The 12,386-nt window shown below is 70.6% G+C and carries 13 protein-coding genes; 3 read left to right on the forward strand and 10 right to left on the reverse strand.

Annotated features, from left to right (window positions below):
- Positions 1-4: 4 nt before the first annotated feature.
- The 5 genes from BJ958_RS13170 to BJ958_RS13190 are packed head-to-tail and all read right to left on the reverse strand — an operon-like array spanning position 5 to position 4,169.
- Positions 5-880 (reverse strand): alpha/beta fold hydrolase, encoded by an 876-nt coding sequence (locus BJ958_RS13170; protein WP_179727239.1) that lies wholly within the window; start codon positions 878-880, stop codon positions 5-7.
- Positions 881-917: 37 nt separating this feature from the next.
- Positions 918-1,064, reverse strand: a complete 147-nt coding sequence (locus BJ958_RS13175; protein WP_179727240.1) for a hypothetical protein — start codon at positions 1,062-1,064, stop codon at positions 918-920.
- Between the two features lie 32 nt (positions 1,065-1,096).
- A complete protein-coding gene (locus tag BJ958_RS13180) occupies positions 1,097-1,984 on the reverse strand; it encodes an alpha/beta fold hydrolase (RefSeq protein WP_179727241.1) in 888 nt (295 codons plus the stop codon).
- The gene (locus tag BJ958_RS13185; protein ID WP_179727242.1) at positions 1,981-2,928 is read right to left on the reverse strand and encodes a DODA-type extradiol aromatic ring-opening family dioxygenase; all 948 of its coding nucleotides are present in this window, start codon (positions 2,926-2,928) and stop codon (positions 1,981-1,983) included. The genes BJ958_RS13180 and BJ958_RS13185 overlap by 4 nt, the downstream gene beginning before the upstream one ends.
- Entirely contained in the window at positions 2,928-4,169 is a 1,242-nt protein-coding gene (locus tag BJ958_RS13190) for a Rieske 2Fe-2S domain-containing protein (protein WP_179727243.1), read from the reverse strand. Before BJ958_RS13190 ends, BJ958_RS13185 begins: the two co-directional genes overlap by 1 nt.
- Positions 4,170-4,355: 186 nt before the next feature.
- Here BJ958_RS13190 and BJ958_RS13195 point away from each other — a divergent pair, with 186 nt between their 5' ends.
- Positions 4,356-5,348 carry an NAD(P)/FAD-dependent oxidoreductase gene (locus BJ958_RS13195; RefSeq protein ID WP_179727244.1) on the forward strand — a complete coding sequence of 331 codons (993 nt, stop codon included), beginning with the start codon at positions 4,356-4,358 and terminating at the stop codon, positions 5,346-5,348.
- A 29-nt stretch (positions 5,349-5,377) separates the two neighbouring features.
- The gene (locus tag BJ958_RS13200; RefSeq protein ID WP_179727245.1) at positions 5,378-5,719 is read left to right on the forward strand and encodes a ferredoxin family protein; all 342 of its coding nucleotides are present in this window, start codon (positions 5,378-5,380) and stop codon (positions 5,717-5,719) included.
- Between the two features lie 156 nt (positions 5,720-5,875).
- Here the strand turns inward: BJ958_RS13200 and BJ958_RS13205 are convergent, their stop codons facing one another.
- From BJ958_RS13205 to BJ958_RS13225, 5 genes are all read right to left on the reverse strand, one after another.
- Positions 5,876-7,321 (reverse strand): aldehyde dehydrogenase family protein, encoded by a 1,446-nt coding sequence (locus BJ958_RS13205; RefSeq protein ID WP_179727246.1) that lies wholly within the window; start codon positions 7,319-7,321, stop codon positions 5,876-5,878.
- 10 nt (positions 7,322-7,331) lie between these two features.
- Positions 7,332-7,772: a hypothetical protein gene (locus BJ958_RS13210; protein ID WP_179727247.1), complete on the reverse strand. Its 441-nt coding sequence runs from the start codon at positions 7,770-7,772 to the stop codon at positions 7,332-7,334.
- An 11-nt stretch (positions 7,773-7,783) separates the two neighbouring features.
- Entirely contained in the window at positions 7,784-9,670 is a 1,887-nt protein-coding gene (locus BJ958_RS13215; RefSeq protein ID WP_218865742.1) for a primary-amine oxidase, read from the reverse strand.
- 128 nt (positions 9,671-9,798) lie between these two features.
- Positions 9,799-10,374 carry a TetR family transcriptional regulator gene (locus BJ958_RS13220; RefSeq protein ID WP_179727248.1) on the reverse strand — a complete coding sequence of 192 codons (576 nt, stop codon included), beginning with the start codon at positions 10,372-10,374 and terminating at the stop codon, positions 9,799-9,801.
- A gap of 18 nt (positions 10,375-10,392) precedes the next feature.
- Complete coding sequence (locus BJ958_RS13225; protein ID WP_179727249.1) at positions 10,393-11,196, reverse strand: alpha/beta fold hydrolase; 804 nt, start codon at positions 11,194-11,196, stop codon at positions 10,393-10,395.
- A 197-nt stretch (positions 11,197-11,393) separates the two neighbouring features.
- Here BJ958_RS13225 and BJ958_RS13230 point away from each other — a divergent pair, with 197 nt between their 5' ends.
- Positions 11,394-12,206, forward strand: coding sequence for an IclR family transcriptional regulator (locus tag BJ958_RS13230; RefSeq protein WP_179727250.1), 813 nt, complete (start codon positions 11,394-11,396; stop codon positions 12,204-12,206).
- Positions 12,207-12,386 lie beyond the last annotated feature (180 nt).

A 12,386-nucleotide genomic window follows, 5' to 3' on the forward strand; every position in this document is an offset into this window, starting at 1 on the left:
CGGCTCAGCCGACGGGGTGCTTGGCGAGGAACTCGAGGCTGATCGGGTTGTAGAGGTCGGCCTGCTCGTGCTGCGGCCAGTGCCCGCAGTCGTCGAAGAGCACCAGCTCGGAGCCGGCGATGTTCTGGTGCATCGCCGTGGCCTCCGGGACGTCGCCGAACGGGTTGTTGCGCCCCCACACGACCAGCGTGGGGACCGTGATCTCGGCAAGGTCCTCGGGGCGCAGGATGTTGCGCAGCCGGGTCTCGAGGTCCTGCAGGCACAGCAGGTTGTCGATGTTGGCGACGAACTCGGGCTGGTGGTAGATCAGGTGCCGCATCGCCACCAGCTCCTCGGTGGCGTTGACCGGGTCGGCCATGAGCAGCCGCATCCGCTTGCGCGTCAGCTCGGTGTCGTCGGTCTCGACCGCCAGTCGGGTGCTGGTGCGGATCCGCTCCATCACCTCGGGGTTGGCGACGGTGCCGCCGGCGGCAAGCAGCTGGATCGACGCGACCCGGTCGGGGTTGTCGATCGCCGTCCGGCCGGCCACCCAGCCACCCAGCGACTCGCCGACCAGGTGGGCCTTCTCGATGCCCAGTGCGTCCATGTAGGCGAGCAGGTGGTCGCGGTAGCGCGGGATCTCGTACGGGAAGTCCGGCTTGCCGGTGAATCCGTGCCCGAGCATGTCGATCGCGTGGCAGTGGTAGCGCTGCGCGTGCACCGGGAGGTTGCGCACGAACGCCTCGAGATGGCCCGAGGTGCCGTGCAGGAAGATGACGTGCTCGTCACCGCTGCCGGCCTGCAGGGATCGGGTCGGTACGCCGCCCGCGTCGACCGTCGTCATCGTGAAGTCGGTGCCGGCGAGCTCGGTCCAGATGGTCCTGGCCAGGTCGTTGCTCATGATCTCTCTTTCGAAGACTGCGTTTCAGGGCTGCGTGTCAGGGCTGGTTGATCCGGGTGACCCGGGTGTTGACCTTGGTGGTCAGCGCGGGCAGCACCGTCTGGTGCGAGGCCAGGCGCCGGCTGGCGGCCCGCAGGGCGGCGGCACCGGCGATCAGCGCGCCGAGGACGAGGAGGGGCTTCATGGGACGGGCCTTTCGGGTCGGGGCAGGTGCGATCAGGGGTGGTCGACCGCGCGGAGGAAGCCGTCGACGACGGCGTGGTAGGCGCCCGGACGCTCCTCCTGCAGGTGGTGCGAGACGTGGTCCATCACGTGGAGGTTCCCGCGCTGCACCATGCGGGCGAGCATCATCGGGTAGTCGGGGGTCAGGAAGGCGTCCTCCCGGCCCCACATGAACAGCGTCGGTGCCTCGACCCGGCCGAGCTCGGCCGTCAGGTCCTGCCAGTCGCCCCGCGGCGAGTCCGACATGGCGGCCAGCTCCCGCTCGCCGGGGTCGAGGCTCTGCTGCCAGCGCATCTCGAGCGTCTCCTCGGGGAGCCGGTCGGCGTCGTACCACTCGAGGCGGGTGATCAGGGAGCGCATCTTCTCCCGGGTCGGGCCCTCGCCGCCGTAGTAGACGTCGCGGGCGTTGCGGCCGCGGTGGCCGTTCTCGGGCAGTGGCGCGAGCGGGCCGTAGAAGACCGGCATGCTGCCGGTGATGACCAGCGAGCGGACCCGGTCGGGGTACGTGGCGGCGAGGCAGAGCGCGATCGTCCCGCCCCACGAGTTGCAGACGATGTCGGCCTGCTCCATGCCGAGCTCGTCCATGAGGGCGACCATCTTGGCGGCGTGGAAGTCCCACATCGGGCCGGTGATCCGACACTTCTCGGACAGGCCGTACTGCAGCAGGTCGGGAATGACACAGCGTCGGTCGGCCGCGAACAGCGGGATGACCGGACCGAAGTCGCTCCAGCCGGTGCAGCCCGGACCGCCACCGTGCAGGAACAACGTGTCCGGGCCGGTGCCGACCTCGAGGTAGTGGAACTTCACCCCGTCGGCGTCGGCGTACCTGCTGTCCGGCCGCGGCCCGGCAGCGGGCGAGGTCAGCTTCGTTGCGGTGGTCATGCGTTTCCTTCCGTTGCGTCGATGACGGCGACACTCATGCCGGTCAGCCATTCGGGCATCTCGGCGTAGGCCAACGCCTTGCCGGCGCGGAAGCCGAGGGCAGCTGCCATCACCAGCCAGGTGCGGATCTCCTGACCGCCGTTGCCGGCCTGCTCGGCGATCTGCTCGGTGGTGAGCTCGGCATAGGGGCGCAGCTCTCCGCGCTCGAGGTCGGCCAGGAAGCGCTCGTCGAAGTCGGTGAAGATGCACGGCTGCGCGGCGACGATGATCTCGCGGCGGCGCTGGTCGAAGCGCTCCCACTCGCCGCGCCCGTTGAGCCAGGCCTCGACCAGGAACTCCTCGTCCTCGCCGTCGGGAGTGGTCCAGTCGGAGGGCCACGGCAGCTGGTGGGACAGTCCTCCGGAGGCGATCACGACGACCCGGCGGTCGCCGCCGATCCGCTCGACGGCAGCCGCGATGGCCTCGCCCACCTGGGCGCAGCGGGTCGTCGTCGGCAGCGGGGTGGCGAACACGTTGACCACCAGCGGTACGACGGGCACGTCGATGCCGTCGAGCAGGTACTGGATTGCGTGCGACTGCCCGTGGTCGATCTGCAGTCGCGCCGAGATGGCGACGTCGATGCCGCCGCCGACCAGCTCGGCCGCGAGCTCCTGTGCGAACGCCGGGTCCGCGTGCTGCGGGCCCTTCGGCGTACCGGCCTCACCGGCGGCGATCACCTCCCCCACACCGAGGGTGAACGACGGGATCAGGTCGAGCCAGAAGCCGCGGAAGTGGTTGGACCCGACGACCAGGACCACATCGGGTCGGGCCTCGGCGATCCGGTCCCGCGCGGCGGCGAGGCCGTCGCGGAAGGCCTCCGCTCGGTCGGTGTGGACGACCTGGTCCCAGTGGGTGTTCATCAGCGTGGAGTGCGAGGCTCCGACGCCGAGCACGATCGACGACATCAGTTGGACGCCTCCTCGGTGGGCTCCAGGCCCTGCTCGCGGAGGGCGGCGAGCCGGTCCTCGGTGACGTCCTCGGCGAGCTTGCGCCACTGCAGCAGCGAGTCGTCGGGGCGGTAGAGCTTCTCCGGCGGAGCGTCGGTGATCTCGACCATCCACTTGTCCTGGCCGGAGAACTGGCCGTGGAAGAGCCAGCGGACCGCGCCGAGGTACTTCGCGTAGAAGGGCAGCGTCTTCAATCCCTTCTGGAAGTCGGCCATCACGCCGACGTACAGGTGGTTGTCGGCGTCGACCGGCACGTAGAACTCGTAGTGGATGAAGGTCGGGTAGGCGATCCGGAGCACGCCGGGCATGCTGACCGAGGCGAAGCCCGGGAACTCCTGCGCGGCGATCACCGGGTTGACCTCGCGGTGGCTGCTGGTGTTGCCGATGTTGGTTGCCTGCTTCGGCGGCTTGGCCTTGTACCAGGCCAGGCCCGTCCAGCGGCCCAGGCCGGGGAAGTCCGCGGTCCAGTGCTGCTCCTGCTGGACCCGGTAGATCCACCGGTCCCGCTTGACGATCCGCGTGGTGTTCCAGACCGGCATCGGCTTGAACATCCGCCACAGGGCCGTGCGGTGGAGGTACTTGGCGTGGCCCTCGTCGTACCCGTTCTCGACCGCGAAGCGCCAGTTGCCCTCGCGGGCCTGGATCCGCTGCCCGAGCACGGCGGGGTTGGACACGAGCTCCTCGGGGAGCTGCTCGTCGATGGGGTGCGGCTTCTCGCCGTCGCCGACGTAGACCCAGACCATGCCGAGACGCTCCTCGACGTCGTACGTCGGCTGGGTGACCTTGCCGCAGATGGGCGACTGCGGCCCGTCGGTGATCGCGGCGACCAGGTCGCCGGTCTCGAGGTCGAACGTCCAGCCGTGGTAGACGCAGGAGATGGCTCCCGGGAACTGCTTGTTGCCGTTGCTGAGCGGCACCCCGCGGTGGGGGCACCGGTTCTTCATCCCGTAGAGCTTGCCCTTGTCGCGGATGACGAAGAGGTCCTCGCCGAGAAGCTTGACGCGGTGGGGGCGCTCGCCGACCTGGTCGGCGAAGCAGACCGGGTACCAGTAGCCCCGGAAGCCGGCCGCGGCAGCCTGGTAGTGCGGCCACGTCGACCAGTCCTGCCGACCGGGCAGCTTGCCCTCGCGGTGGCGGGGGGTGCGGGGGCGGCGGGCCTTGCCGTCCGGTGGGGTGGTCGGGCTCACGGTCTCGGTCATGGCAGCAGATCACCACCGGGTCGCCGCCCCGACAAGGGAGGTGGTTCGCCAGGCGAACCGGCGGCACGAATTCCCTTGTCAGGAGCGACATTTCCGGCGGTGGTTCGCTCAGCAGTCCAGGTGCGCGGACACCTCCCGGACCTCGCTGCATCCTCGTCGGTGTCCCCCGAGATGAGGAGTTCACCCATGGACGCACCGTCCCCGATGACCACCGACGTGCTGATCGTCGGCGCCGGCCCGACCGGGCTCTACGGCGCCTACTACGCGGGCTTCCGTGGCCTCTCGACGGTCGTCGTCGACGTGCTGCCCCAGCCGGGCGGCCAGGTCAGCGCGCTCTACCCCGAGAAGGAGATCCGCGACGTCGCGGGCATCCCCTCGATCCGCGGTCGCGACTTCGTCGCCGGGCTCGTCGAGCAGGCGGGCGCCTACGCGCCCACCTACCGGCTGGGCCGCCAGGCGGTCGCCCTGACCCACGAGGACGACCACGCGCTGGTCACCCTCGACGACGGCACCGTGATCGCCGCCCGCGCCGTCGTGCTGACCGCGGGCATCGGTACGCCGACCCCGCGGCCGCTGCCCTGCGGTGAGGAGTGGCTCGGCACCGGGCTCTCGTACTTCGTGCTCGACCCGTCGGCGCACGCCGACCAGGACGTCGTGGTCGTCGGCGGCGGCGACAGCGCGCTCGACTGGGCCGTCGCCCTCGAGGACGTCGCCCGGTCGGTGACGCTCGTGCACCGCCGGGCCGCCTTCCGTGGCCACGCCGCGACCCTGCAGCAGGTGCAGGCCGGACCGGCGACGCTGCACACCGACACCGAGGTCGTCGCGCTCGACGGCGACCTGGCCTCGGGGCGCCTCGAGAAGGTCACCCTGCGCGCGAAGGACGGCTCCGAGGTCGTCGTACCGGCGGACCACGTGATCGCCGCCCTCGGCTTCATCAGCGACCTCGGGCCGCTGCGCGAGTGGGGCCTGGAGCTCAACGCCCGCTCCGTCGTGGTCGACCGCTCGCAGCGCACCAACCTGCCGCGCGTCTTCGCCGCCGGCGACCTGACCGACTACCCGGGCAAGGTCAAGCTGATGTCGGTCGGCTTCGGCGAGGTCGCCACCGCGGTCAACCACGTCGCCGTGGACCTCGACCCCACGCTCACCCTCTTCCCCGGTCACTCGACCGACGGCCACTGACCGCCCCGACAAATCTGGAGGAATCCGCCATGACGTACGTGATCGGTGCCGACTGCATCGACGAGCTGGACCGCTCCTGCATCGACGTGTGTCCCGTCGACTGCATCTACGAGGGCGACCGCAAGAGCTACATCAACCCCGACGAGTGCATCGACTGCGGCGCGTGCGAGGTCGAGTGCCCCGTCTCCGCGATCTCGGTCGACCGCCTGGCCCGCACCATCCCCGAGAAGGCCGTCCACCTCGAGGACGCCCGCACGTTCTTCGACACCGTCCTCCCCGGTCGCGCGGAGCCGATCGGGAAGCCGGGCGGGGCCGGTCGGTACGGCGAGATCGGCGTCGACACGCCCCTCGTCGCGGCGTTCGACGGGTGAGCGGGGGGCTGCATGAATCCCCGGCCGGCTGGGGATTCATGCACTTGTTGGGGGTTGCAACGCCTGACAAGTGCAGGAGAAGCCTGACAAGTACGCAGGGGCGCGACGAGCTCGGCTCGTCGCGCCCCTGCGTGCCTTCCGAGGAGTCCCGGCGGATCAGGCGAGGTTGATGAAGGTCGTCTGGGTCTCGGTGAACTCGTCGATGGAGTACTCCCCCATCTCGCGGCCGTGGCCGCTCATCCCGAAGCCTCCCCAGGGCGAGCCCGGATCGATCAGCGGGAGCTGGTTCACGAACACGGTGCCAGCGCGCAGTCGCGGCGGCAGCGTGTGGGCGGTGGTGAGGTCCTTGGTCCACACCACGCCCGCCAGGCCGTACTCGGTGCCGTTGGCGCGCGCGACGGCCTCGTCCAGGTCGTCGTAGGGCATCACGGCGAGGACGGGGCCGAAGATCTCCTCGCGGGCGATGGCCATCTCGTCGCGAACGTCGGCGAAGACGGTGGGGCGGTAGAAGTAGCCGTTCGCCAGCTCACCGTCGACCCGGGAGCCGCCCGTGACGAGCTGCGCACCCTCGGCGCGGCCGGAGTCGACGTACGACGCCACACGGTCGAGGTGCTCGGCCGAGACCAGCGGGCCGACCACGGTGGTCGGGTCCTGGCCGGGGCCGATCGCGAGGCTGTCGGCGGCCGCCGCGAGCTTGGTGGTGAACTCGTCGGCGACCGAGCGGTGCACGAAGAAGCGGGTGTAGGCGCCGCAGGCCTGACCGGTGTTGAACACAGCACCCTGCAGGTTGCCGATGACGGCGGCGTCGAGGTCGGCGTCGGGGCAGATGATGCTGGGCGCCTTGCCGCCGAGCTCGAGCGAGACCCGCTTGAGGTCGTCGGCCGAGGCGCGGACGATCTCCTGGCCGACCGCGGTGGAGCCGGTGAAGGAGATCTTGTCGACGCCGGGGTGGGCGACGAGGGCACGGCCCGCGTCGGGGCCGCCGGTGACCAGGTTGACCACGCCGGGGGGTACGCCCGCCTCGCGGCAGATCTCGACCAGCCGCACCGTGCTCAGCGGGGTCTGCTCGGCCGGCTTGAGCACGACGGCGTTGCCGGTCGCGAGGGCGGGTGCCAGCTTCCACGCGGCGATCGCGAAGGGGAAGTTCCACGGCGTGATGAGGCCGCAGACGCCGAGCGGTACCCGCCGCTGGTAGCTCAGGTTGCCGGGGATCGAGACCGGCGAGACCTTGCCCTCGATCTTCGTGGCCCAGCCGGCGTAGTAGCGGAACACCTGGGCCGCGAGCGGCAGGTTGATCTGGCTGCTGATGAAGGTCGGCTGGCCCTGGTCGAGGGTCTCCAGCGCGGCGATCTCCTCGGCGTCACGCTCGAGCAGGTCGGCGATGCGCCACAGCAGCCGACCGCGGGCGTCCGGGGTCATCGACTGCCAGGCGTCGGACTCGAAGCCGGCCCGGGCGGCCGCGACGGCCGCGTCGACGTCGGCCGCACCGCCGTCGGCGAAGGTGCCGATGGTCTCACCGGTCGCCGGGTTGATGGTCTCGGCGGTCGCTCCGCTGCTCGCGTCGACCCATTCGTCCGCGATCAGCAGCTGGGTGGTGTGCATGTGCTCTCCTTCAGGTATGACGGGGGTGGTGACGCCCGCAGATCAGGGCGAGGGCGGCCAGGACGACCTGGGAGGCGGCCAGCGTCACGGCGCCGTGCATGAGCAGGTCGACGACCTCCGACAGGGCCACGTGTGCCGTGGCGCCGTCGTGGGTGTGCTCGAGGCCGAGGTGCACGAGCACCATGCCGACGCCGGATCCCGCCATCATGGCCAGCGCCGACCGGGCAGCGGCCCGGTGGCGCCAGACCGCGGGGACACAGCCGACGCAGAGCAACGAGAGGGCCAGCATCGGCAGGGACATCGCCCACAGCTCGCGGCCGCCGGCCGCGAGCAGGGCGAGGTGGAGCAGCAGGCAGGTCACCGCGGACCCGGCCACGACGGCCGGGGCCAGGTCGGCGACCTGGGCCCGGACCGTCGTACGACGGACCGGCGCGAGCGCGCTCGTGGTCATCGCGGCGTCCGTCAGTGGCAGTGCTTGGGCGCGGTGGCCGGCACGTCGAGGGCGGGGTTCTTGTCGAAGAAGTTGACCGGCAACAGCATGAAGCCGGCCTTCTCCACCGGCATGACCGGCCAGTCCTCGGCACGCGGGATGTGCGTGACGCCGAGGGTGTGCCAGAGCACGACGTCGGTGTCGACGGTCGCCCGGTCGGCCTTGGTCCACTCGGGCAGGCCCGCACCAGAGCGGCTCTGGTTGGGGTACTCGCCCGCCGAGCGCATCTCGGTGGGCTCGTAGGGCGTGACCCAGATGTTGCGGGTGGCGAAGCCCGCCCGCTTGGCGATGAGCGAGGGCTCCTGCGCGAGCATGGTCGCCGAGGACCAGCCGGGCAGGAACTTGTAGCCGACCGGCACGCCCCACTTGTTGGTCTTGCCGCGGTTGAGCACGACCCAGTTGCGCGACGACTGGGTGTTGGTGATCGCGTCGCCGGTGTTCTCGGTCTCGATGACCGTCTTGCGCACGCCGATCGCGTTGCCCTGCGGGTTGTCCGGGCCGACCGGCACGGAGTAGGCGTCGTTCTGGACGACGGTGTTCTGCCAGCCGTCGACCTCCATGTCGAGGCGGAACGAGAACAGGTGCTGGTGGTAGGTGCCGATCAGGTTCTGCGCGATCGGCGTGCCGTGCTCGGCGACCTCGCCGTCCTCCACCGCGCGGGTCTGCACGATGCCGAGGAGCTTGACCTCCATCTGGATGGAGCCGTCCTGGTAGAAGTACCAGAAGAAGCCGTAGTGGTAGTTGCCGACCGTGCCGATGAAACTGACGACGAGGCGACGCGAGCGGCGGACGTCGACCTTCCCGGTCACCCAGTCGGTGTGCTTCCACAGGATGCCGTCGTCCTCCTCGTGGATGCAGATGGCGTTCTCGATGGTCATCGGCTCGCCGTCCTCGCCCGCCAGCACGGCGTCCAGGTAGACGATCTCGCCGAGGCAGTCGCATCCCAGGCGCAGCGAGTTGGCCAGCTTGCCGAGGCCGTACTCGCCCACGTCGAAGGCGCTGCGCCAGAAGTGCTCCGAGCTCGGGTCGCCGTACGGCACGACCATCTCCGACAGCGAGCCGCGGTGCATGACCGAGCGGTACTCCTCGCCGTCCTTGTACTCCACGCCGTGCAGGACCAGGCCCTCCAGCGGGTGCATGTTGATCCGGAAGCGCCACTTCTGCCAGGTCAGCTCGGGCCCGTCGAGAGCGAAGCCGACGCCCTCGGGCTGGGTGATCTCCAGCGGCGCGACATCGGTGCGCATCGGCTGGTTGGCGTCGGCGGTGTAGTTGCAGAGGTCCGGGTTCATCGGGCGTACGCCGAAGTCGTGGACCGCGATGACCTCCTCGCGCTGCAGGTCGACGACGGCCATGACGCCCTCGATGGGGTGGGCGTAGCCGTTGTCGTCCGGGAACTCGCGGTAGTAGGACACGGAGCCGGCGAGACGGCGCCCCTGGACGTCGATCTCGGCCATGTTGCCGACGCCCCACGGGTCGATCTGGACCTTGTCCATGTCCGTGATGCCGCGCTTCGCGAGCGCCTCGACGTAGCGCGGGTCCGCCTTGATCAGCTGGGGGGCGAGCGCGAACTCCTCGACCAGCACGGGCGCGGAGCCCTCGGTCACCTCGGTGACAGAGGCGACCTTGTCAGCCTCGAGGTCGAGGACCACGTCGAACGTCTGGCTGGTGCTGCGGTCGAGGATCATGGCGCGCGCACGGCGGGGAACGGCGACGCCGTCGCGCAGCAGGCGCTTGTCGGGCTCGTCGGTGAAGACGGCGCTGAAGCCGGGCCGCTCACCTCCGATCCGCTCGGCGCGGACGAGGGCGGCGACCTGCCGGATCTCGTCGGCGGTCAGTGCGTCGAAGAGCTGGTTGCGCACGGTCGGTCCTTTCGCAGTGACGGTGGCGTGGCCACAACCAATCACCGTGCGGGGACCGCGGAAAAGGAAGTGGTTCGCTCAGCGGGCCACCAGGCCGAAACCCGCGCCAGGACCGGGGATTCGGCGCGTCAGGCGCCGGACAGGAGCGCCCGCATCCGGTCGAGCGCGACCTGCGTGCGAGCGGAGTCGCCGTAGACGAAGTGCTGGAGGACGAGCCCGTCGAGCGCCGCGAACACCAAGTCGGCAAGAGAGCCGTCGGGGTCATCGATGCCGCTGCTGTCGAGCGTGGCGGCGACCTGGGCGATGTAGTGGTCGTAGAGCGCGGCGACGTCGGGCAGTGATCCGTGGCCGCGCGCTGCGCGCAGCAGGAAGTCGTACTGGAGCAGCTGGCGGGCGGGATCGTCGGCGAGCAGCGCGACCAGGTCGCCGGCGAGGTCGGAGACGTCGTCAGCACGCAGGTGCGCAGCCGCGGCGTCGTGGCGGGCTGCGCGTTCGAAGGCGGCGGTGAGCATCGCCTCGCGGGTGCCGAAGTGGAAGCGCACCAGGCTGTGCGCCACACCGATCCGCGCTGCCACCGACCGGTAGGTCACCTGGTCGGTGCCGAGCGTGCCGGCGATGTGGATCGCGGCATCGAGCAGGCGCTCTCGGGTGGCGTTGGCGGGCCCGGTCTCCTCGGGCTGGTCGGACTGGTCGGCTTGGCTCACGGGGCGATTGTGCTCCGCTCAGGCACCGAGGAACCGCAGCACCGCCGCAGCGACCTCGGCCGGCTTGTGCTCGAGCAACGGGATGGTGCCGTCCTCGATCGCGACGACCTCCACCGACGGCGAGCCGGTCAGCGCGTAGCGCACGGGTGGCAGGTCGGGGTAGGCGAAGGGGTCCGCGGTCGCGCCGAGGAGCAGCACCGGTGCCTTCACCAGGCCGATCCGATCCTCCATCCGGTAGCGCGCACAGGCCCGGTGGCCCTCGGCGGGATCGAGGCCGGGCGCGAGGGCATCGCGCACGAAACGGTCGAGCAGGCCGGTGAGCAGGTCCTCCGGGTAATACGGGGCGCGCTGGTTCCACAGCGTGGTCAGGTGGGCCCCGTCCGGGGTGCGCTCGGCGGTGTCGACCGCCGGCGGCTCGGCGTCCCGGTAGCACCGGTCCGTGTACGACGGCGAGGAGAGCACGACGCCCGCGACCCGGTCGGCGTCGGCCGCGGCCACCTCGATCGCGACGACGGCCCCGGTGTGGTGCCCCATCACGGTGTAGGCGTCGAGTCCGAGGGCATCGGCGAGCGCGGTCGCGCCGGCGGCGTACTGCTCGATGCTCTGCGGCCCCTCGGGCTTCGCGGACAGGCCGAAGCCGTACATGTCCATGGCGATCGCCCGCACCGAGCGGCCCAGCAGGGGCAGCAGCTCGCGGTACTCGTCGTGGGAGCGCGGGGTCTGGTGCAGCAACAGGACCGCCGGACCGGAGCCGGCCTCGGCGTAGTGCAGCTGGCCGAGCGGCGTGTCGGCATATCCCCGGCGTACGGCGGGTGCGGTCATCGGTCCTCCTCGTCGGGCGGTCCGGGCGAGTCTCGACCGGCCTCGACGCCGCAGGGAACGCGCTGGTCCGCTGAACGGTCCAGATCGCGACACGTGACGCTGGACACAGGGATCCCGATGGCGCACACTTGTCCACGTGGACAACTTGTCCAAGTGGACAAGTCGGTGGACGACAGGTGAGAGGCGAGGGTGGCGTCATGACGCTGGCTGAGATCGAGACCGACTTCGAGCCGCAACTCGACAAGGAGGCCGCCGGCGCACCGCCGTCGGTCCTGGGCAAGGCCTACCTGCTGCTGGCGGCCTTTGACGACGGCCACCCGCGACTGGGCCTGACCGAGCTGAGCCGGCGCTCCGGGGTACCGAAGGCCAGCGCCTATCGGCTCTCCCAGGAGCTCGTGGCTCTTGGCTTCCTCGACCGGGTCGACAACTCCTACCAGCTCGGCTGGCGGGTCTTCGAGCTCGGACAGCGGGTGCCCGGGCCGGCACAGCTGCGCTCGGTCGCCCGACCGGTGCTGATGGACCTCCACACGGCCACCCGCGCGGTCATCCACCTGGCCGTGCCCCGCGGCAACGACACGGTCCATCTCGAGCGGATCGCCGGCCGGCGCGACTCGAGGGTCCAGACCGCCATCGACACCCGGATCCCCCAGTGGTTCACGGCCTCCGGGAAGATCTTCCTCGCCCACAGCGACCAGGCCGACGAGGCCCTCTCGGCCCTCGAGCGCGGTGAGGTCATCCCGCTGACCCCGCACAGCATCTGCAACGGGCGGGCCCTGCGCAGCCAGCTGGCCGAGGTGCGCGAGCGCCGATGGGCCGCCGAGCGGGAGGAGTGCATCGAGGGCTACAAGACCTACGCCGTACCGATCACGGTCGCGGGCAGCACCGAGGTCGTGGCGGCACTGTCCGCGACCATGGAGGTCGCCCGGCGAGACGACCAGCAGGTCACCCACGCCCTGTGGGCCGCGGCCCATGACATCGGGCGCGGGCTGCGGCGCCGTCTCGTCTGGTAGCTCCTCCATGGCCGCTGCGAGAGTCGAACGGACCGAGTCCGTTCTCTGAATCAGGTTCGGCCGCGGACTGCAGGCCGTACCCGACTAGCTGTGATGTCCAGGGAGGTTGTACCGCCCGGCACCGGTGAGCCTGTCTGACAGACGAAGGCCTCCGGTTGTGAAGTGGAGCTGTCTAGTTCA

It is taken from the genome of Nocardioides kongjuensis (genome assembly GCF_013409625.1).
Classification (GTDB): domain Bacteria; phylum Actinomycetota; class Actinomycetes; order Propionibacteriales; family Nocardioidaceae; genus Nocardioides; species Nocardioides kongjuensis.

Coding starts and splice junctions, on each gene's coding strand:
- BJ958_RS13170 (WP_179727239.1), bottom strand. CDS start 880: ATGAGCAACGACCTGGCCAGGACCATCTGGACCGAGCTCGCCGGCACC.
- BJ958_RS13175 (WP_179727240.1), bottom strand. CDS start 1,064: ATGAAGCCCCTCCTCGTCCTCGGCGCGCTGATCGCCGGTGCCGCCGCC.
- BJ958_RS13180 (WP_179727241.1), bottom strand. CDS start 1,984: ATGACCACCGCAACGAAGCTGACCTCGCCCGCTGCCGGGCCGCGGCCG.
- BJ958_RS13185 (WP_179727242.1), bottom strand. CDS start 2,928: ATGTCGTCGATCGTGCTCGGCGTCGGAGCCTCGCACTCCACGCTGATG.
- BJ958_RS13190 (WP_179727243.1), bottom strand. CDS start 4,169: ATGACCGAGACCGTGAGCCCGACCACCCCACCGGACGGCAAGGCCCGC.
- BJ958_RS13195 (WP_179727244.1), top strand. CDS start 4,356: ATGGACGCACCGTCCCCGATGACCACCGACGTGCTGATCGTCGGCGCC.
- BJ958_RS13200 (WP_179727245.1), top strand. CDS start 5,378: ATGACGTACGTGATCGGTGCCGACTGCATCGACGAGCTGGACCGCTCC.
- BJ958_RS13205 (WP_179727246.1), bottom strand. CDS start 7,321: ATGCACACCACCCAGCTGCTGATCGCGGACGAATGGGTCGACGCGAGC.
- BJ958_RS13210 (WP_179727247.1), bottom strand. CDS start 7,772: ATGACCACGAGCGCGCTCGCGCCGGTCCGTCGTACGACGGTCCGGGCC.
- BJ958_RS13225 (WP_179727249.1), bottom strand. CDS start 11,196: ATGACCGCACCCGCCGTACGCCGGGGATATGCCGACACGCCGCTCGGC.
- BJ958_RS13230 (WP_179727250.1), top strand. CDS start 11,394: ATGACGCTGGCTGAGATCGAGACCGACTTCGAGCCGCAACTCGACAAG.